The organism is Secundilactobacillus similis DSM 23365 = JCM 2765, assembly GCF_001311075.1.
GTDB classification, from domain to species: Bacteria; Bacillota; Bacilli; order Lactobacillales; family Lactobacillaceae; genus Secundilactobacillus; species Secundilactobacillus similis.
Genome location: NZ_BBAD01000003.1, coordinates 1 through 19,766, shown reverse-complemented (window position 1 = coordinate 19,766; position 19,766 = coordinate 1). Strand labels below are relative to the sequence as shown.

Here is a 19,766-nt window from a genome sequence, read left to right as displayed (position 1 = left end):
GTGTATCATGCGAGCTTGTTAAGGGTTTGTTAATTTTGAGACTGCCACAAGAAAGTGTCCGTTATCTCGGCAACTTGTGGATTGCGTCGTAGCCGCGAGTGTTGGGCGTAAATGCCATAAAAGACGTGTTCGTGATAACTGCCGACCCGGTCTCGAACGAGGTAGCCGAGTGACCGAGAACTGGCGTTGAGAATCTTACCATCTGAATCACTGCCATCCGCAAGATTGCCATAAAGATTAAGGATCCGGGTGTGTTGAAGCCGGAGTTGGCCTTGGTGAGTCAACGCGGCTTGATAAGCCGGTGTTTCCCAGGTTGGCCGCCCACTTGGTAAAATTCGGTTGGGATGTTGGTGCCGGTGTTGACCGGGAATGCCATCGAAGTTGCCGGCAATGGCGACGTATCTGGCTAACTGCGGCAGTTTAGAATTGTCGCTATTTTGAAGTAGGTACTGAAGTACAGCACTGTTCCCCAGCGAATGGGCTACCACGTTAAATTGTTTAAACTGGTACCGCGCTTGTAGTGCCACCAGCACGTTACGCAACCAACGACTTAACTGTTTGGCATCACGGGTATGGTTATCGGTGAAAATCACTTGAATCAGCGGATGGCGGTTGTGCGCCCGCCAATCACCGCGTAGTTGAACTTGGCCAGTTGGACTGACGGTTGCCACTAACGCAGACTGCGCCGGGCGTGCTCGACAGCTTGGTTCATTAAAAATGCCATCGATTTGGGTCCACCACCATAACCGTGAAGATAAAGTGTCGGTGTGGTCCGCGGCTTGGGCGTCGCTTCAGCAGCCGGTGCGATGATATTAATGCTGATGCCAAGTAAAACCAATATTGTAACGATAATCATAATCAGTCGTTTCACGGTACAGTTACCTCCCTAGATACTCATTACAGCCAGTTTAGATAAACTGGCGGTTCCCATCACTCAACTGGATGTTAATGGGTGATGAGAAATTCTCATAATTGGAGTTTGGTTCTCGCTGGATGCGAGTTGAGTGGTGGTAACTACGGTGAAACGATGAATTGTGTTTACAGCAATTTGCAGCGTTGACGCTCGGTTTAGCGGCCGTATTGGGTGATTGAATATGCTATAATAAAAGGTGAACTCAAGTTCGGTTAACAAACCATTTTTGGAGGTGGCAACATGGATCAGGCCAGCTATGTGAAGCACAACGACGCCCTGGTAGCAAAGTTGCCCGATTACGTTGGCGACTACTATTTAACGAAGTCAACCGTGCCGCTGTCGCCAGCGACGTTGTATCAGTATTTAAATGAATTTCACCGGTTCTTTACTTGGATGATCGATACCGAGATTAGTCAGGCATCAACGCCTGCTCAAATCACACTTGAGGAGTTGGCCACGTTTAAGAAACAGGATATGGAATTATACAAATCCTACCTATTAAATCGTGGAAAGCAAACGGCAACTCATCCGGAAGGCGCGCTATCTCGGCGAACGGTCAATCGTTCCCTGAACGCGTTGTCGGCCCTTTTTCGGTATTTGACCGAAGAATCGGAAAATGCCGAGGGCGAGCCCTACTTTTACCGGAATGTCATGAAGAAAATTGCCTTGGTGCAGGATAGTGAAACCTATGCGACTCGGGCGCGGCACATCAAGGATCAGTTGATGATGGGTCACACGGATGTTGATTATCTTAATTACATCCAGTCTGGTTATGGCGAAACCCTCGATAGCGAGCGTAAGCAACGTTATTATCAGCGGGACCGCGAACGTGACGTTGCCATTAACGCGTTGATGCTGGGGACTGGCATCCGGGTATCTGAACTGACGAATATGGATGTGAAGCACCTCAGCGTCAAAGCAGCCACGGTTTCCGTCCGGCGCAAAGGCGGTAAGTGGGATTCAGTACCCATCGCCAAATGGGTGCTCCCCTACGTTCAGCCATATCTGGATATCCGCCAAACTCGGTATCAGGCAACGGCTCAAACGCCAGCCCTCTTTTTAACTAAGGGCACGGAAGCCCCTCGCCGCATCACAACCGCAACGGTGGAGTTGTTGGTCGCCAAATACTCACAAGCCTTCAACCACGTGCGAATCACGCCACACAAACTGCGACATACGTTAGCCTCGAAGCTCTACCTTGAAACGAAGAATGAGCACCTTGTGGCCACTCAATTGGGCCAAAGCTCGACTAGCGCAACTGGGTTGTATACTCACGTGGTGGATACAAAGCAGCGAGATGCGTTGAATCGGTTGCATGATTAATAAGCTGACACACAAAAGCACCGCCACTTTCCAATTTGGAAAGTGGCGGTGCTTTTGTGTGTCAGCTTTAATTTAAACTTGCGTAAACGCCGCAGCCTGATACTCCGGCTCCGGATAGTGATAGAACCCCTGCCCGGTCGCAACGCCCAGTTGATTAGCATCAACTAGTATCTGCAATTTATCAATGATACGTTGATAACGCTCATCGTTGGTATTAGCGAGGAATCCTTTCTCAATATTAATCGCGGTGTTCAGTCCCATGATATCTAGGAAGCCAAACGGTCCCCGGTCAACGCCCATGCTGACCATCCAGTTTTTATCGATCGATTGTGGATCAGCAACGTCGTCAGCCCATAGAAATAAGGCAGCGTTGATCATCGGTAGGAAAATCGAATTCATGACGTAACCAGACGTTTCCTTTTGAATGAGGATTGGCAGCATCTTGATCTGTTTCGCAAAGTCGGTCGCATCATCGATCGTCGTTTGTGGCGTAGCTGGGGCCCACATGATTTCGGCCACGTTATGCACCCAAATTTGATTGGCAAAGTGCATTGCTAAGAAGCGGTTAGGGTTAGGTGCAAACCCAATCAGTTGGCTTGGCAGTAACGTTGATGTGTTGGTTAACAACAACGTTTCTTCACCAATGTAGGGTTTTAAACTCTTATAAAGCGACTCTTTAATTGAAATTCGTTCCGAAACAGCTTCAACAATGACATCAGCACCGGTAATAGCCGATTCTAAGTCCAGCGTTAATGATAACCGTGCCTTGGTTTCAGCTAATTGTTCAGCCGTTGCCCCTAAATCATGCGCATACTGATCCGGAAACTGATCGAGCTTTTGCTGAGCGGCGTCAATAGCGGCATCGTTAATATCGTAGATAACAGTATCAATACCTGAAAATGCGGACTGATAGGCAATTTGGCTTCCTAAAACGCCACCGCCTAAAACAACAACTTTGTTAGCTTTCATCAAAATGGCCCCTTTCTGGGTTGACGACAGTTTCGCAATATTGCACAGCTAGAATAGAATGATTATTAGTTAAAGTCAATCAATCGCTCTCGGGCTGATTTTGAACAACTTCGGCTTCAGGTGAACGCGTTCGAGCGGCTAAATACTGGTTGAGTTGATCGACGAGCGCTGGCGGTAATTTTTCATCCGTGTATTGTGTAATCCGGCGTAACCGATTGGCCTGAATGAGTTCATTAGGTGAGACAACTTCTTTGGCAACGAACGTTGAGTCAACGATGACGACCCGCTTATCCCCACGGTAAGTCTTGGCAATCGCAATTGTGCCAACTGTTGGCTCAGTGTTTTGCGCTGGTTCCCCATTGGCAAAATAGGTATGTGCACCAGTTCGCCACTGGTATTCATGAGTCAAATTGAGGGTTAGTTCACCTGCTTCATCCTTATTTAAATGAACGGCAGAGATGACCCGTCGAGATTTTCGTGGAATTTGTTTTGCCATATTGCTCACCCTCCGTTTGTGAACTAATTTTTGAATGCGTTAAGCTGTAATTGGTTTCGTCAACATTGTATGAGTTTACCTCCGATTTGTGTTGCAAAATGATTTCATTTCTAGGTAAGTCGGTATATTGAGCATGGAATGTTTCATAAAATGACAAAATTGGTTTTTGTTCATGATTTAATTGCTGGCGACCTGTTCGCTTGTGTTTTTAGGTGAACATGTTATGCTTAAATTAGCCATTTAAGAACGTATGTTCGATAGAGACTGGAGGTCCGCTTTGTGAACACCAAAAACGTCATTGCCGCTATAATCGCCATTTTCAAACCACCCAACAAACTCGCCTTAGCCCACAGGAACGTGCTAAGGCGCTGCTTCAACAACGACAGGAAAAGTCGATACCTGATTCAACGGAAACCTCAGCCGAGCCAATCGTTGAATCTACGCCAACTTCAACGGATGCAGCCTTGAAGAGGCAAGTTCGGCAACTTAAAAAAACACTTAAACGCGTAACGGTTCAAGAACAAACGCTTAAAACGCAACTTGCTCACCAGATACAGGAAAATCGGCGCCTAAAGTCAGCTTGGTAACCGCTCAACAGACCGCTCAACGTGAGCAAAGTGAGCGACAAACTGCTGAACAACAGCTAAAAGCGCAGCAATCACGCGTTCAAACTGACTACGTGACCAAGCAACAGCATCAAGCCGATATCGATGAGTTAACGCAGGCGTTAACGGAAGCGCAACAGCAAAATGGGCAACTCCTTAGTCAGCGTGACCGGATTGGTAATCGCCATAATCGGTTAAAGGAACAGTATCAACAACTGAATGCCACCTATCAAGACATACATCGAGTGTTAGCCAACAATGAACTCACGATGGTCATTGATGCACTCAATGGCGATTATCGAAATTTACGAAATCAATATCAGAAACTCCTACGCCGCTTTCTTCAAGCCAACGAAGAATTACAGCAGCGGCGTGACAAGCGGCATCGCGATTTATTGCAACTGCTGTATCGTGACAATCACTTGGCACCATGGCAGTGTCGCCAGTTATTGCGACAGATGGACACGCAAGTTTTAGCTGATTATTTTGAACGGTATTTGCCACTTGAAGCACACGTTGCCATGGTGACTGACTTAGTTGATCAAGAAAACATTGCTCAGGTGTTAACGCTACTTCGACCGCTGATTCGGCAACTTTCAACCCATTATCAGCAGTCAAATGCAATTAACGCGACCACGTTAACTGAACTTGAACAGTTGGCGCACCAAGAGCAAATTCAAATTGCTCAGGATACGACCCTCAATCAGCGGATTCTCCCAAAACTGCTCGCTAAAAACAAACCACTTCGCATTAAAACGAAGCAATCAGTACCACTAAATGATGACCAAATTAAACAACGCGTGCTGTACAGACAGGTTTTGAAGAATCGGTTGATCGTGGTCATCGACTGGACAACCACTGCCTCGTTGGTTAGGCGGCTAACGCAGTATGGCGCTCGAGTCGTTGCTTTTAATGATGCTCATTATCCGACCGGCCGGGTACAATCAGTGCTGGCGGATGCTAAAACTGACTTGATCATTATTAATCCGGATGGCATGCACCATTCAGTCTCAAGTGACATTAGTCAGTTGAATGCAACTACGCAAAAGAAAATTCTCAACGTTAAACAAGCGACTACCCAGAACCTTTGGGATACGATTATTAGCCGCTTGTATCACCTGACCTTTCCAGAAGGGACAATGCGTGAGTAACTAAAAATGAGTTTAAACATGTGCCATCACGGGAGCACTGTTTAAACTCGTTTTTTAGTTGGGCCGAATTAGTGAGTTAGTCGTTAGCGTGCACATCATAGGCTGACAGCATCTCTTGAACGCCAGGTGCATCCGGATCATGGCGCCCCTTACCGGTATCTAACATCGTTAACTGAGCCATTTCGGTATCCGTTAATGTGAAGTCAAATAGATCAAGATTGCTTTGAATCCGTTCTTGGTGAGTTGACTTAGGTAATACAATGACGCCGAGCTGATTTTCAAATCGAAGGATAATTTGGCCAGCATCTTTGTTGTATTTAGTAGCTAAGCTGGTAATCACCGGGTTGGTTAACAAGGTTTGATCACCTTGCCCCAAAGGTGCCCAAGCTTCCAATTTCACGTTATCGGCTGCAATCAAGTTTCGGAGCTCAGTTTGCTGGAACAATGGGTTGAATTCGACCTGATTAACGGCGGGTTTGACATCAAATGCGGGCACGAATTGCTGCCAAATTTTGGGCGTCATGTTTGAGACCCCAATCGAGCGAATTTTACCGGCTTTTTGTGCGGCCGTCATTGCTTGCCAAGCCCCGGGAACGTCGCCGTAAGGTTGGTGAATCAGGTATAGGTCAATGTAATCTAAACCTAACTTTTTAAGTGATAGATCGATGGCGCGAGTTGCGGGTTCTACGCCATAATCCTGAAGCCAGAGTTTGCTGGTGATCCAGAGTTGATCTCGAGGAATCCCACTATCTCGGACGGCTTGGCCGACTTCAGTTTCGTTGAAATACGCGACGGCGGTATCAATGTGACGGTATCCCGCTTTTAAGGCTTTGCTGACGGCTTGATAAGTTGACCCATCGGCTGGAATTTGAAACGTGCCAAAGCCAATTGCGGGAATTTGGTTACCGTCGTTGAGTTGAATCGTTGGTGTTGTGCTCATAGTTAATTATCCTCCTTAAGTTGACGCAGACTAGAACCAAAAATCTGCTCGATGGTGACTGGATCACGGTGATCGAAGAATTGACTTTCACGGCGGTCTAAACTGGTGATGGTCGTCATCTCATCGGGCGTCAGCTCAAAATCAAAAACGGCGATGTTTTCAATCATCCGTTCCCGGTGCACCGATTTGGGAATCACAGTGATGCCACGTTGAAGTAACCAGCGTAAGATGACCTGCCCAGTTGTCTTTTGATGGCTGCCAGCAATCTCTGCAAGGGTTGGGTCCTTAAAAATGTCGTGCTTACCTTCCGCAAACGGTGCCCAGGCCTCAACCCGAACGCCTTCAGATTGATTAAAGGCAACTTCGGTTGATTGCTGGTACCAAGGGTTAACCTCAATTTGATTAACCGCTGGTGGCGTGGTCATTGTTAATTCGAGGTTTTTAAGTTGATCGGCATAGAAGTTCGATACGCCAATGGCCCGAATTTTCCCAGCCTGTTGGGCTTCTTCTAATGCACGCCAAGCGCCATTGTGTCGCCGTAGGGTTGGTGCAAGAGATATAAATCGAGATAATCTAAACCCAAACGAGTCAGTGAAGCGTCAATGCCTTGCTTTGCGCGTTGATACGTGAAGTCAGAGACCCATAATTTTGAGGTGATGAAAAGGTCGTCTCGCGAAATACCACTCTTTTGAATGGCTCGCCCCACTGCCGTTTCGTTTCTGTACGCGGTCGCCGTATCGATCAGTCGATAACCGACTTGTAGCGCGTTTGTAACTGCCTGTTCACATTCTGACAAGTCTGGAACTTGAAAGACACCGAAACCGAGTTGGGGCATTTCAATACCGTTATTGAGTTTAATTGTTGGGACTTGAACCATAATGACGCACCATCCTTTGTTTAGTTGATAGTGTCACTATAGTCTGAATGTGATGGGTTGAAAATTACCAATTAAGCATGCTAGTATACGAGTAACGTATACTTCGACTAGAAAGTGGTGATTTTTAAATGCTGGACAATTATCTGCTAGAAGAACTCGTGACCTTTGCGCAGACAGGAACGTTAGCGCAGACTGCGGCGATGCTGAACGTGACTCAGCCAACGGTGACGCGCGGGCTGCAAAAACTAGAAACGGAACTGGGCGTCATTTTGTTTGACCGTCAACCTAATCGACTTCGGTTAACGGCAACTGGTAAGTTGGCAGCCAAAGAAGCCGCCGCCCTATTACAGGCCAATCAACAGGCGGTGAACCGTATCCGTAATTTTGAAACCAGTCAACGAATTCTGACTGTGGGCGCGACCCTCCCAGGTCCGTTGTTTGTGATGGCTCATCTGTTACCGGAACTCTCGAATAACGTGAAATTACGTCCTTTAGCAAATTTGACCGATTCAACTGAAGCGATTCAAGCGGTTTTGACCGCGACCTATGGGTTGTTATTTAACAATCATCCGCTTGTTGATGCGCAAATCGAATCGCAATTGCTAGGAACGGAGCGACTAGCGGTCAATTTGAATCAGTTTATGTTTCAGGCCAATCAGGCGACGATTACCTTTGCCGAAATGAAAGGCCTGAGCTTTGTCGTTTTAAGTGATATTGGTCCTTGGCGAGCGGTCATCCAGCAAAACATTCCCGACGCAAAATTCTTTTATCAGGCACAACAGGATGCATTAGCCGAAATCACTAGCTATTCGGATTTCCCTTATTTCAGTACTAATGTCAGCCAGTTAGAAAAGTCGTTGGATGATCACCCATCAACTGATAGTCGTGTTTGTTTGCCGATTACGGATGCAGCTGCAAAAATGCCAATTTACGCGAATTATTTAAGAATGAATCGCGCTCAAGTGGCCCCGATTGTTGATCGGTTTCGGGCAGCTTGGCCAGCATAAGGACTTAAATATTAAGCCAATGAACGACTTGATTAGCGAATCAAGTCGTTTTTTGAGTCGAATTTGAAGAAAAACTGGTAAATGTGAATTTTTTGTGAAGAAAATTGCAAGTTATGTTACAAAAAGGTTGTGCTTTGTAATATAACTTGTTACACTAGTGATGGACAAATGCCAATTAATGTTTCATACAAGTAGGGATATTTGGGGATGATTTAGTTTAATGAACTGAGTCTGGTACCCTTACTTGCTGGCATAGTATTAGATACGGTTGATGGGTTCAATCGTCATCTCTTGGAGGAGATCAATATGAGAATTAAACAATTAGCACGTGAGGGTAAGCTTAGTTACCGGTATAAGATGTTTAAAGCCGGTAAATTCATGATGACGTCAGCGTTAGCAAGCGTTGCGCTTTGGGGAGGGTTAGCGCTAACCAATCAAACAGCAAGTGCGGCAACAACTCAGGTTGATAATGCTGTAACGGCAACGGTGGCGGATACATCAGCTACTGCATCGAATGTTAGTGATGATAATACGAGTCAGGTAACTACTGGTGATGCAACGACAACTAATGATACTAGTGCTTCAGTAACTAACACGACCACTCAGACGACTGATGACTCAGCTGTTGTTAATGATGATCATGCTACAACGCTGGATAATACGACTTCAGGCACAACTGCGCTCGCTGATACTAATACGCAGACGGCTGAAACGACTACTAAAACTGATGATACTCAGGTAGCAAGTACTAGTGATACGACTGCTGTACAATCATCAATCGCCAAGGATGACTCAGTGGCTACTGATGCTGTTCAAAGTGATGATTCGACTGCCGCGGCTTCTTCTGAAGCTTCTAAATCTGAAGATGCCCAAGTGGTTGACGCTACTTCAGCTACATCAGCTACAGCGGATGCAACTCATGAGGTAGCAACTGATTCAGTTGCTACCCCTACTGATATTGATCAAACCGCAACAACAATCACTTTACCTAAAAACGTAACTTTGGATGAAACAACCGCAACCGCTAAAGTTGGCGGAGAAATTAGTGATGCTGATTTAGCCTCGTTGAAAACGGCTTTAGCAACCAAGGCCGCGGCTTTAGGGGTGACGCCTAAGATTGAAATGTTGGCGGATGATGTGGTCAATCCTGAGTTATCGGGTGTCATTAACATTAATGTCTATTCAACACTGCACTCGATGGATCCCGACATCAGTGTTCTGGTTGGCCGTTTATCCATTAACGGCGTGCCCGATTCATCGGTGAGTTTAAAATACGTTACTCAATTGGCAGGATTTTCAAGTAATGGGTATACTTTATCTAAGTTGGTTGCACCAACAAATGGTAATTTTACAGAAGTTACAGATGCAACGTGGGATACACCACTTACGTATGTTGAAAATAATATCTGGGCATATAATGTTTACTTAGTGCCCATCGTTACCGATGATGGTGAAGTCACCGTCACACGGACCATTAACTATCAAGTTGCAGACGGCAGCGAATTACTTGGTGAGACACCACTACCAGATTCAATTACTGAATCAATGACTTATCACGCATACACCAACCATGGAACAGGTACATCTTGGTATGAACCAGTTGCCGGCGCTGATACGTATTTAGAACATGACACACCTGAAATTGAGGGTTACACTGCTGATAAAACTAGTGTAGCTGGAAAAATCGCGATGGTTGTAGATAATGCGACTACGCCTACCGATGAAGTCATCACGGTGACTTACACCGGCAATACCGTAACGAGTAATGTTAATGTCCCAACAACGGTTATCGGTGCCGAACAGCCAACGAAGTCAACGAGTTTTACGGACGTTACCGGTAACATTGGCGAAACCTTAACGTTGACAATGCCCGCGCTTGAAGGCTATACACCAGATAAAACAACTGTTTCAGCTACTGTGAATTTAGATGGCACAATTACTACAAATGATACTGTAACTTACAATCCAAACGAAGCAACTTCTGACGTCACAATTCCAGCAACCGTTGCTGGTGAAGATGCGCCTCAAACGGTTACCAACGTTACCGGTAAAACTGGGGATAGCTTAACCTTGGATGCCCCTACTGTTGAAGGCTATACGCCCGATAAAGCAACGGTCACGGCAACGGTTAATCCGGACGGGACGATTACGACTAAGGACAATTTAGTTTACTCACCAAATGAAGTCACAACTGACGTTACGGTTCCAGCAACGGTTGCTGGTGAATCAGCACCACAAACAATTAAGGATGCGACTGGTAAAACCGGCGATACATTAACGTTAGACGTTCCGGCTGTTGAAGGTTATACGCCTGATAAAAGTACCGTTACGGCAACGGTTAATCCAGATGGCACGATTACAACTACTGACAAGGTGATTTACACGCCAAACGAAGTGACGACTGATGTCACCATTCCAGCAACTGTTGGTGATCAAAGTGAACCGCAAACGGTAACTGGTGTCACTGGTAAAACTGGTGATACGCTGACCATTACGGTACCAACAATCAAAGGCTACACGCCTGATAAGACGACCGTGACGGCAACGGTGAACCCGGACGGTACCATTACGACCAAGGATAATTTGATTTACACCGCTAATTCGGTAATTGCCGATGTTACCGTTCCTGCAACGGTTGATGGTCAATCACAACCACAGACGATTAAGGATGCCAGTGGTAAAACTGGTGACACGCTGACCTTGGATGTGCCAGAATTACCAGGCTACACGGCTGATAAGGACACGATTACGGCAACGGTTAATCCAGATGGCACGATTACAACGGAAGATAACGTTGTTTACACCGCAATTCCAACCACGCCAACGGATAACGGTTCAACTGGAACGACCCCTTCCGATAATGGGGATGTTGATTCAACAACGCCACCTACTACTGGTACTGATTCTGAAACTACCAATCCAGTAGTTTCTGGTTCAACGAGTGAAACCGTGGTACCAAACACTGACGATCCTGAAACGCAAACTGGCTCAACTTCTAAGACGTTCGCTGAAACGCAAACTGTTACATCTCAAACGACTACTGGTCGTCAAACCGTAACGAACACTGTTGCAGCAGCGCAAGTGCCAGCAACGATTTCGGCAGAAGCACCGGTTTCCTCAACCACAACAACTGCCCCAAACGAGGTAGCCAAGTTACCACAAACTGATGAAGTTGCGAAGACGCCAGCTTCATTACTTGGCTTGGTTCTCCTCGCACTAGCAGGTCTAGGTTTTGGTAAGTTCAAGCGTCACGAATAAAATGAGTCTAATAAAGGTCATCCGTGAATGGATGGCCTTTTTCGTATTTCAGAAAAAATGGTAAGCTTAAATATCTCGGCTCAGTCGAATTGCATGCTATGATAAATGCAAATACCCGAATCGAGGCGGTCATCATGGATCAATTAACGGAATCGCAATTGCTAAAGCAACTTAATCAGTACAGCCAGGAAATGGAGCAATTTTCTCGAGACACGCGCGAATTTGCGTTAGCGGTGAAAGCTTATAATCAATTGCTAGATCCGTTAAATGTCCGTGATGAGTTGCGGCTTGTTAATCAGCTCGGCCGACCATTGACGAACGCTGAATTGGCGAAGCTGATTTTGGCGGCGCGTGATGGAAAAGATGTTTTTCAAGCACTGATCGAATGAATTGATTTTAATTACTGCTATTAATAATGGACACGAATAAATGACGCTAATAAAATATAAAACGCACCCAATTTTGTAATCGCTGGGTGCGTTTTATATTTTATTAGCGTCATTAAGAATTCTTAAATAGTCAAGTGAAGTTTCGTGACGCCGTCCCTTTTCGCTGTTTTTCCCTTTAGCTGATTAGCTAAGAATTAAATTGACTCGCTTCATTTTGTTGTTTAATGTTATTATAATTTTAAAGTGATTGACACTTGCGCAATCGTTTTAAACTTCTGCTTATTAATTTGCCTAGTTTAGGGGGATAATTTATGAAACAACTAGTAATTGGTCTTGCGGCCGGAATCGCAGCCTTTTCAATTGGTAGTATAGGTCTTACCCATCAGGTGCAGGCCAAAACGACCTACTTACCTGCCGGAATTCGCCATCACGTTTGGTACAGAACCACATCAGGAACTGAAGGCGGTTTTCACGATCGAACCATCTTTAAGGGAAATACATTGACGTTTAAAACGCTGGGATATGCGCATGCGAATAGTACTAGATTAACGATGGTAACGGTTCACTGGCAGTTTAAAAATTTAAAACATACGAGTAAATGGAATTATTATGGCCGAAAGTATTACACGAAAACAAAGTATGAGCTGGTGAAAATTCATATTAAAAATGCGCATCAATTTGATTTAATTCCAAAGCACTTTGCTCAATTACGTGGGAATTATACTGGTAATGAGGATTATGGTGCTACAATTTTTAAACGGTAGTTAATGATAAGATCTTAGCTAAGATTGCTAGGGTCTTTTTGAATTTATGGCCCATTATTTTAAGTGGTTTGATTAGTGGTTGTTTTTTTATTTTTTAGGTTAAAGTAACATTTTATTATTAACGTCTAATTAACAACATTTATCGTTCCATGTTTCAGTTTACCGACATCACCTCGCATCTTCCCCGTCTTCATTCCCATCTGCCCTCACACTCCTATCTACGCGCATCGCTCTCATATTGTTTTTTTATTTCAAATTAAATAGGTCACCCAATTAACTCAGGTGACCTACCCCACTCATTTCACATTACAAATCTGGCGATACCAAAATCTTCACTTGCGATTTATCCTCAGACAAGGACTTGATGCCCTCATCCACTGCTTGATCTAAGCCAATTTCCTTAGTGATGATCTTCCGGAAGTCCTCTTGGTTATTGTTAATGATCCCTAAAACAGCCGGGAAACTGTTGTTGTAGCATAACGTGGTAATGATATCGATGCCTTGCATGATCACAGCATCCGTCATGTTCATTGAGACGTCTTGACCAAACAAAGCAACCACTTGAAGCACCCCGGTCCGTTTCGTTACCTTCAGTGCGGTATCAAAGGTTGCTTGCGCCCCGGCACATTCAAAGGTAATATCAACACCGTTTGGCAATTCCTTACGAATGGCATCATTCACGTCGACTTCTTTAGGATTCAACGTCTTTTCGATTCCCAATTCCTTTGCTTTTTCCAACCGAACTTCAGAAACATCGACGATATAAATATTGTTCGCACCACTGATTTTAGCCAACAAAGCCATCAACAGTCCAATTGGGCCAGCGCCCATAACGGCAACGTCTTGACCTTCTTGGAGACCACTCTTTTTCACGGCTTCATAAACCACGGCGGTAGGTTCAGCAACAGCGCCTAATTTAGGATCCATGCCTTCTGGCAGTTTGTGCGCAAAGACGCCTTGAACGTTTGCGAACTCTGCAAAGCCACCATCTTGCGAGAAACCGAGGAAGTTTCCAGAGCCATCGGGACCCACAGCGTTGTTACAGAAGTTGTAGTCGCCCTTCCGACAGTTTTCACACTTGCCACAGGCAATCAATGGTTCGATTGCGACGTTATCGCCTAACTTCAGATTAGTCACATCTTTCCCGATTTTGACCACTTCACCTGAAAATTCGTGGCCCAGCGTGATTGGCACCGTCTTCCCGGTTAACGGATGAGGTACAGTCGGCAAACCCCAGCCTTCCAAGTAAGCATGCAGGTCACTCCCGCAGATACCGCAGTACTTAACCTTAACTTGAACTTCATCGTCTTTGGGATCCTCAATCGCAACATCTTCGACCCGAATATCTTTTTCGCCGTAAATTCGAACTGCTTTCATGTTGATGGCCTCCTAATAAATGATAGAACAATATTTAATTACAAATACATGATAAACCTCACAAATTCGTAACACAAGCTATTTTTGATAGCGCTTTCATCATTTTGGAAATTAGTTCTTGTAAGCGGCTACCGTTCAGGTATCTCAGCGCCTATCATCTTCGCTGATTGATGTAAAAAAGAGCCGAATACCAGCTCTTTTAACGAAACACTATTTTTCACAAATATAACACTACTTTCTGGCAATCGCTTCACCCGTGTACGCGTGGTTACCATCATTCAAATAACCGCTAGAAGTGATCTGCTCATTGGTACAGTGCCGCAACTTTTTGAGACGTCGATGCACCATAGACAATTTTTTGCACATTCTTAGTAATCGTCGCAATCCGTGGAAAGCCGCTAAACCCACTTTGACCGTGACCGTGCGTCATGACAACGAGAACATAGCGCTGGCCATTGGGCAATGTCACAATGCCGGCATCGTTATTAAACGAATACAGCCACCCAACTTTATCCGCCACTTTGCTTCCCTTATTTGCGGCCGCTGCCCCCTTGGGAATTCCAGAACGATAAACTTGTCGCCGCATCAACGATAATAACTGGTTACGGCTGGTTGCATCGTTGAACGGATATTGTTGCTGATCCAGCTTTCGAACTACTGAAACTAATGTCGCGGCCGTTGTGCGGGCTGCTCTGCCCGTCGCAAAGACGTGTGAATACCAATTCTGATGGGCATTGAACGTGTTCACTCGATCATAACCATGCGTTTGCAGATAGTGTTCCGCAAATTCGTTGCGACTATGCAGGATCATTTCCTGAAAACCCGTGGTCTTGGTGATACTTCGACTTAAATTTTGATAGTGGATGCGCGAGTAGATATTCGCCGCCACGAACAGCTTATAGGTACTAGCCGAAGTGTAGGCTTATGGGCATTCTTGCTATAAACCGCTAGCTTACCAGGAGCATAAAAAGCCCGGCTTTGCGCACGGCCAGCTGGCGTATTGCTGTATGCACCCAGATTATAAAAGGCCACACTAGCGGTCCCATCCTTGGTGACCCGATTGATATAAGTCTGCAACTGATTTTTAACTGTCCGTTGTTGCGCCGTAACTTGCTGTGGCGTTGCTTGTGCGTGTGCTGTGACTGCAATCCCGCCGGAAACTAACGCTGTAACCCCAACCGTACTCACGATAATTTTTTGGATCAAGTGAACTAGTCGCATATCATCCCATCCTTAATCATCAATTAGTATTTAACACCATTAGTATACCTTAAGCTGTGAAACTTACTCAATCAATTTCTTTATATTTCTTATCTCTACTTAAGTTCCATGTCATCTAAATTTGACGGATGTGAAGTGAACTCTAGCAACGCAAAAGAGCCGACAATCGGCTCTTCCGTGGAATGATAACTTTCACAAAATCAATAAGCATTACTTTCCAGCAATTACTTCATCAACGTATTCGCTGAAGGTCTTTGCTGGCCGGCCCATTAAGGCGTTAAAATCAAGCGGGTTGCCCTTATAAGGATGGTTGCCGTGATATGCCGCGATCCGACCAAATTGATCGTTGGCGTGCACCGTTGGAAAATCAGGAACTGGAATCTGGTTAATTTGGAGTTTTTGATTGGTCTTATCACAAATCTCTTGCGCGTATTCCCGCGTGGTCCTATTGCCAGCTGAACAGAGGTCCAATGAGCAAGCATAGTACTCGTCATCACTTAACAATACTTTTTCATTGGCAGCAGCGATGTCCGTCAAGCTAATCATATTGGATGGTTGGTCAACCTTGATAAACGTTGTGTAGACACCGGTTTCAAAGACGCTATCTGGGCCAGTTGGAAAATGTCCTTCCATGTAACCACTTGGTTTGGTGATGGTGTAATTGAGCGTGGATCCCATCAGCGCATCTTCGATTTCGTATTTTTCCCAGTGCTGAACCAATTCCATAACGGTGTTGAGACACGATGAGAAGACGAAGTGTTTCACATTGTATTTTTCCGCGGCCGCAATGATTCGCATCGCCATTGGGACAATGCCCGTTAACGCATCCGGTAAAATCAAGAGAATTTTATCGACGCCTTCAACTGCCTGATCAATAATCTCATCCCGCGAATATCGCCAACGATGACTTCCTTGGCACCCAATTTCTTTAATGCTGATTCATTCGCCGGATCAGGATCAACTGCCCGGACCTCAACGCCATCGGCTGCCAATAACGGAATAATGGTTTGGCCAATATGACCGAACGATGCGGTTACTAAAACTTTTGTCATGTGCTTTTCCTCCTAAATTAAAGTCAATTACTCACGCCACTTGAAGATCGGGTTGTTAATCGTGTTATCATGCTGCAAAACTTTACCATACAGCATTTTGATGTTTTCATCCGTTGGTTCATAAATCGTATCAGCGTGTTGTGGTGCCTTGATCTTACCTGCACTCAGCAACCAGAGGAAATTACTGATTGCCTTACGTTGCCGGTCCCACTCAGTGTTCACGAAATCGCCCTTTAACGTTAAGTTCTTGATGAACAATTCACCGTAACGCAACGTTTGATCATCATTATTGGCGGTACAGAAAATCACTTCACCTAATGGCTTAGCGAGTTGAATCGCGAGGTTCATCCCAGCATTACTCCCAGAAACGTCCAGCGCTGCATCGACACCGCCACCCAGCTCACTGATCAAGCTCTCGATAGCCGCCGAATCATTTGGATCAAGTACATAATCCGCGCCAGCATCCTTAGCTGCCTGACGTCGTTGTTCTTGAATGTCAAACGCAATAATGGGATGCAACCCATCCGCCTTAGCGCCCTGAATCGCAATTTGGCCAACAACACCGGCGCCGATAATGGCAACTGATTGACCTAAATGTAACGCCGCTTTATCGAGCGTGAAGAGTGCGGTCATGCCCAAATTGTAGAAAACCGCATCATCTAATGCGACGTTATCCGGCACATGGTACGTGTTGATTTCGTCCACGTAGGTATAGTTGGAATGGGCGCCAGTGACGGGTGCGCCAATGACTTTATCCCCTGGTTTAAACTTCGTGACATTTTTGCCAACCTCTTCAACGTACCCCGCAGCACTGTAACCCGGGATAAACGGGAAGGTCGTGCCCAACACCACGTGGGCCTTATCGTTCACGAACCAACTATGTTCACTACTCTGACTGATCAATGAGTAGTGGTTTGCAATCAACACTTCATCGTCCTTAACCGGTCGAGTTTCAGATTCGTGGTATTCCGCAACGCCGGCCGCTGACCAATAAACCGATTTTCTAAGCATGATAACTGCCTCCTAAGTTCTTTTTTGAGTACAGTTTCATTCTAAAAGCGTTTACAATAAAGTGGAAATACCGGATAATGATAACGGATCATAAGTGAAATTTATAACAAAGAAGGTGCCTAAATGGATTTTGATTCACTTAAATACTACGTTGACGTCGCTAAATCATTGAACTTTACTAAAGCGGCACGAAAAAATTTTATTTCACAACCGGCAATTAGTGCCAAAATTAAAAGTTTGGAAGCTGAGCTCGATCAAACATTATTGATTCGCGACCACCATTCGGTCACCTTAACTCCGGCCGGCGAAAGTTTTCTTCAGTCAGCTAAAAAAATTCTAGCAGATTATAATCAATCATTAGTCGATCTCTGGCAGGTTGGGCATCAAACTGCTAAACCATTGCGAGTTTCAATGTACGTCACCCCACAGTTTCAGGTTTTTATTAATCAACTGATCCATTTTAAAACGGCCTTTAACGTTGACGTCAAACTTAATCAACGCTATTCATCAGACGCCATTGGAGATGTTTTAACCGGGAAGGCCGATCTTGGGCTGGGCATCGTCAATCATGATGCGCCACAACTCAATTGGCGCCAAGAGTCGCCGGACCAACTAATCGTACTGGCAGCCAAAAAGGAACTTGACCGATTCACGCAACCACTCAATCTAAAAGACCTTCAGCAATTCGCCTACCTTAAATTAAGACACGGTCCTGAAGGTTTTGTCTACCAACAACCCACGTCTTTGCTAACCGAAGCTGATTTTAATGGACAAATCAAGCAATATTCATCACTAGACCTGATGCTGACCGAATTACTGATGGAACCAGCCTTCACGATTTTGCCACAGTCTCAAATTCCCCAAAACGTCCCCGGTCTCGGGTACGCGACGATTGCGACTGATCTGTCGACGACGATGAGTTTAGGTTGGTGTTATCCTAAGTCAGCAGCTAATGAGACTGTTTCAGCGTTCTTATCGTTCATTTCATATAATGCTTAGTTTTTTTGTCCATCGATATCGTGAAATCATGTCACTAATGTGTTGATTTTCTTATCGTTATGTTACACTACTTTTAAGCCTCACTCGCACCAAGCCGGTGAGCGGAAAGGAAACCGTGTATGTTAATCTCGGATATTGTTGTGAACCCCGTCTTGTTACAGGAGGGCAATGCTCACAACTAGCACCCTCCAGTTATCTCTAGGAGGAGCAACAAATTGAATTTTAAACCATTAACTTTAAGTCAACTCGGTGCCAGCTCAGAATTAGCGGCCCAACTTACTTCGTCATTAAGCCTCGGTCGCGTTATAAGCGTTAACCGAACGCTCTTGACGGTGGCAGCCGATGAAAAAATCGCTCAGGCAACCCTTGCCGGTCGGTTACTTAATACGGCATTTGAAGCGGAAGACTACCCAACTGTTGGTGACTGGGTCGGGCTTCGTGAAGTGGCTGACACTGCGGTGATTGAGCGTTTATTGCCACGCCAAAGCTTGTTGATGCGAAAGGCCGCTGGTCGCACTAGTTCGGCGCAATTAATTGCAGCCAATGTGGACGTGTTACTGATCTGTATGGCGCTTGATCAAAACTTTAACCTGCGGCGACTTGAACGTTATTTGTCATTAGCACATGCATCCGGTGCTCTCGCAACGGTTGTTTTAACGAAGGCTGATCAGGCTAGTGATTTGGAGAATCAGCTGCTGACCGTTAACGCCATCGCCGGTTCATCTCCCGTTGTCGTCTGTAATGCCGTTGCGGCTGATGGTCTTCGATCCCTTGAACAACTATTGAAACCTCAACTAACCTACGCTTTGATTGGGTCATCGGGTGTCGGCAAAAGCACCCTAATCAACCGATTGTTGGGCAATGGGACCTTAGCCACCCAAGCCGTTCGTCAAAGTGATGCCCACGGCCGTCACACCACGACTGGTCGCGATCTCTTTCAACTACCAACTGGCAGTCTGGTGATTGATACGCCGGGTATGCGTGAACTGGGCCTGTTAGATGCCGACGTTGACGCAACCTTTCAAGATATTTTAGCGTTGGTCGTCAATTGCAAATTCAATAACTGCACCCACACGCATGAACCCGGTTGTGCCGTTCAAGCTGCCGTTAACACTGGTCAACTTGATGCTCAACGGTTAAGGAACTACCAGCAACTCACCGACGAGCAAGCTGAAAACACCGCTCTTCGTGGTCGCGCGCGTGAAGAAGCCAAGATCAACCGAATGTTTGGCAGCAAAAAAGCCATGAAAACGGCGATGCAACAAGCACGGCGAAAGCGACATTAGCTAAATTGAACCACTAAAAAACAGTTCTGAGGACCTCGGCGTATACCGTTGTTCTCAGAACTGTTTTCAATTTACTGAGGATTGGGCGTAATGCCCCGGTTTTTAAACCGGGGATGTAAGCCCGTTTA

The 19,766-nt window shown here is 45.5% G+C and carries 19 protein-coding genes and 1 pseudogene; 8 read left to right on the top strand and 12 right to left on the bottom strand.

Annotation, left to right across the window (positions count from 1 at the left end):
- Window positions 1-29: 29 nt before the first annotated feature.
- Entirely contained in the window at window positions 30-671 is a 642-nt protein-coding gene (locus JCM2765_RS01225; protein ID WP_054732807.1) for an alpha/beta hydrolase, read from the bottom strand.
- Window positions 671-871, bottom strand: a complete 201-nt coding sequence (locus tag JCM2765_RS01220; RefSeq protein WP_054732803.1) for a hypothetical protein — start codon at window positions 869-871, stop codon at window positions 671-673. The genes JCM2765_RS01225 and JCM2765_RS01220 overlap by 1 nt, the downstream gene beginning before the upstream one ends.
- A gap of 282 nt (window positions 872-1,153) precedes the next feature.
- Here JCM2765_RS01220 and xerS point away from each other — a divergent pair, with 282 nt between their 5' ends.
- On the top strand, window positions 1,154-2,236 hold the full coding sequence (xerS, locus tag JCM2765_RS01215) for a tyrosine recombinase XerS (RefSeq protein ID WP_054732800.1): 1,083 nt from the start codon (window positions 1,154-1,156) through the stop codon (window positions 2,234-2,236).
- Between the two features lie 72 nt (window positions 2,237-2,308).
- Here the strand turns inward: xerS and JCM2765_RS01210 are convergent, their stop codons facing one another.
- Together JCM2765_RS01210 and JCM2765_RS01205 are read right to left on the bottom strand one after the other, a co-directional pair.
- Window positions 2,309-3,205, bottom strand: a complete 897-nt coding sequence (locus tag JCM2765_RS01210) for a 3-hydroxyacyl-CoA dehydrogenase (RefSeq protein ID WP_054732797.1) — start codon at window positions 3,203-3,205, stop codon at window positions 2,309-2,311.
- A gap of 79 nt (window positions 3,206-3,284) precedes the next feature.
- Window positions 3,285-3,701, bottom strand: a complete 417-nt coding sequence (locus JCM2765_RS01205) for a DUF5839 family protein (RefSeq protein WP_054732792.1) — start codon at window positions 3,699-3,701, stop codon at window positions 3,285-3,287.
- Window positions 3,702-4,281: 580 nt separating this feature from the next.
- Here JCM2765_RS01205 and JCM2765_RS01195 point away from each other — a divergent pair.
- Window positions 4,282-5,457 carry a coiled-coil domain-containing protein gene (locus JCM2765_RS01195; protein ID WP_054732786.1) on the top strand — a complete coding sequence of 392 codons (1,176 nt, stop codon included), beginning with the start codon at window positions 4,282-4,284 and terminating at the stop codon, window positions 5,455-5,457.
- Between the two features lie 76 nt (window positions 5,458-5,533).
- Here JCM2765_RS01195 and JCM2765_RS01190 read toward each other — a convergent pair whose 3' ends face one another.
- Both JCM2765_RS01190 and JCM2765_RS01185 read right to left on the bottom strand, forming a co-directional pair.
- Entirely contained in the window at window positions 5,534-6,397 is an 864-nt protein-coding gene (locus JCM2765_RS01190) for an aldo/keto reductase (RefSeq protein ID WP_054732783.1), read from the bottom strand.
- 2 nt (window positions 6,398-6,399) lie between these two features.
- Window positions 6,400-7,274 (bottom strand): annotated as a pseudogene (locus tag JCM2765_RS01185) (aldo/keto reductase).
- 128 nt (window positions 7,275-7,402) lie between these two features.
- Here JCM2765_RS01185 and JCM2765_RS01180 point away from each other — a divergent pair.
- The 4 genes from JCM2765_RS01180 (at window position 7,403) to JCM2765_RS01165 (ending at window position 12,692) form a co-directional block, all read left to right on the top strand.
- Window positions 7,403-8,281 carry a LysR family transcriptional regulator gene (locus tag JCM2765_RS01180; protein ID WP_054732780.1) on the top strand — a complete coding sequence of 293 codons (879 nt, stop codon included), beginning with the start codon at window positions 7,403-7,405 and terminating at the stop codon, window positions 8,279-8,281.
- A 306-nt stretch (window positions 8,282-8,587) separates the two neighbouring features.
- A complete protein-coding gene (locus tag JCM2765_RS01175; protein ID WP_054732777.1) occupies window positions 8,588-11,539 on the top strand; it encodes a mucin-binding protein in 2,952 nt (983 codons plus the stop codon).
- Between the two features lie 134 nt (window positions 11,540-11,673).
- Window positions 11,674-11,928 (top strand): hypothetical protein, encoded by a 255-nt coding sequence (locus JCM2765_RS01170; RefSeq protein ID WP_054732774.1) that lies wholly within the window; start codon window positions 11,674-11,676, stop codon window positions 11,926-11,928.
- Window positions 11,929-12,239: 311 nt separating this feature from the next.
- Entirely contained in the window at window positions 12,240-12,692 is a 453-nt protein-coding gene (locus JCM2765_RS01165) for a hypothetical protein (protein ID WP_054732771.1), read from the top strand.
- Between the two features lie 306 nt (window positions 12,693-12,998).
- Here JCM2765_RS01165 and JCM2765_RS01160 read toward each other — a convergent pair whose 3' ends face one another.
- The 6 genes from JCM2765_RS01160 to JCM2765_RS01135 form a co-directional block, all read right to left on the bottom strand.
- Complete coding sequence (locus JCM2765_RS01160) at window positions 12,999-14,069, bottom strand: 2,3-butanediol dehydrogenase (RefSeq protein WP_054732768.1); 1,071 nt, start codon at window positions 14,067-14,069, stop codon at window positions 12,999-13,001.
- Window positions 14,070-14,373: 304 nt separating this feature from the next.
- On the bottom strand, window positions 14,374-14,880 hold the full coding sequence (locus JCM2765_RS01155) for a serine hydrolase (RefSeq protein ID WP_054732764.1): 507 nt from the start codon (window positions 14,878-14,880) through the stop codon (window positions 14,374-14,376).
- Between the two features lie 35 nt (window positions 14,881-14,915).
- On the bottom strand, window positions 14,916-15,290 hold the full coding sequence (locus tag JCM2765_RS01150) for a hypothetical protein (protein ID WP_054732761.1): 375 nt from the start codon (window positions 15,288-15,290) through the stop codon (window positions 14,916-14,918).
- Window positions 15,291-15,500: 210 nt separating this feature from the next.
- Complete coding sequence (locus JCM2765_RS01145; RefSeq protein ID WP_054732758.1) at window positions 15,501-16,130, bottom strand: NmrA family NAD(P)-binding protein; 630 nt, start codon at window positions 16,128-16,130, stop codon at window positions 15,501-15,503.
- On the bottom strand, window positions 16,127-16,342 hold the full coding sequence (locus JCM2765_RS01140; protein WP_054732755.1) for a hypothetical protein: 216 nt from the start codon (window positions 16,340-16,342) through the stop codon (window positions 16,127-16,129). Before JCM2765_RS01140 ends, JCM2765_RS01145 begins: the two co-directional genes overlap by 4 nt.
- A gap of 27 nt (window positions 16,343-16,369) precedes the next feature.
- Window positions 16,370-17,353: a zinc-dependent alcohol dehydrogenase gene (locus tag JCM2765_RS01135; protein ID WP_054732752.1), complete on the bottom strand. Its 984-nt coding sequence runs from the start codon at window positions 17,351-17,353 to the stop codon at window positions 16,370-16,372.
- A gap of 123 nt (window positions 17,354-17,476) precedes the next feature.
- Here JCM2765_RS01135 and JCM2765_RS01130 point away from each other — a divergent pair, with 123 nt between their 5' ends.
- Window positions 17,477-18,352, top strand: coding sequence for a LysR family transcriptional regulator (locus tag JCM2765_RS01130; RefSeq protein ID WP_054732749.1), 876 nt, complete (start codon window positions 17,477-17,479; stop codon window positions 18,350-18,352).
- A 215-nt stretch (window positions 18,353-18,567) separates the two neighbouring features.
- Entirely contained in the window at window positions 18,568-19,638 is a 1,071-nt protein-coding gene (gene rsgA / locus JCM2765_RS01125; protein ID WP_054732746.1) for a ribosome small subunit-dependent GTPase A, read from the top strand.
- The last annotated feature ends 128 nt before the right edge of the window (window positions 19,639-19,766 follow it).

Bases quoted from the DNA above. Each gene is read 5' to 3' on its own strand.
- xerS (WP_054732800.1), top strand. From the start codon at position 1,154: ATGGATCAGGCCAGCTATGTGAAGCACAACGACGCCCTGGTAGCAAAG.
- JCM2765_RS01210 (WP_054732797.1), bottom strand. From the start codon at position 3,205: ATGAAAGCTAACAAAGTTGTTGTTTTAGGCGGTGGCGTTTTAGGAAGC.
- JCM2765_RS01205 (WP_054732792.1), bottom strand. From the start codon at position 3,701: ATGGCAAAACAAATTCCACGAAAATCTCGACGGGTCATCTCTGCCGTT.
- JCM2765_RS01190 (WP_054732783.1), bottom strand. From the start codon at position 6,397: ATGAGCACAACACCAACGATTCAACTCAACGACGGTAACCAAATTCCC.
- JCM2765_RS01180 (WP_054732780.1), top strand. From the start codon at position 7,403: ATGCTGGACAATTATCTGCTAGAAGAACTCGTGACCTTTGCGCAGACA.
- JCM2765_RS01175 (WP_054732777.1), top strand. From the start codon at position 8,588: ATGAGAATTAAACAATTAGCACGTGAGGGTAAGCTTAGTTACCGGTAT.
- JCM2765_RS01170 (WP_054732774.1), top strand. From the start codon at position 11,674: ATGGATCAATTAACGGAATCGCAATTGCTAAAGCAACTTAATCAGTAC.
- JCM2765_RS01165 (WP_054732771.1), top strand. From the start codon at position 12,240: ATGAAACAACTAGTAATTGGTCTTGCGGCCGGAATCGCAGCCTTTTCA.
- JCM2765_RS01160 (WP_054732768.1), bottom strand. From the start codon at position 14,069: ATGAAAGCAGTTCGAATTTACGGCGAAAAAGATATTCGGGTCGAAGAT.
- JCM2765_RS01155 (WP_054732764.1), bottom strand. From the start codon at position 14,880: ATGATCCTGCATAGTCGCAACGAATTTGCGGAACACTATCTGCAAACG.
- JCM2765_RS01150 (WP_054732761.1), bottom strand. From the start codon at position 15,290: ATGCGACTAGTTCACTTGATCCAAAAAATTATCGTGAGTACGGTTGGG.
- JCM2765_RS01140 (WP_054732755.1), bottom strand. From the start codon at position 16,342: ATGACAAAAGTTTTAGTAACCGCATCGTTCGGTCATATTGGCCAAACC.
- JCM2765_RS01135 (WP_054732752.1), bottom strand. From the start codon at position 17,353: ATGCTTAGAAAATCGGTTTATTGGTCAGCGGCCGGCGTTGCGGAATAC.
- JCM2765_RS01130 (WP_054732749.1), top strand. From the start codon at position 17,477: ATGGATTTTGATTCACTTAAATACTACGTTGACGTCGCTAAATCATTG.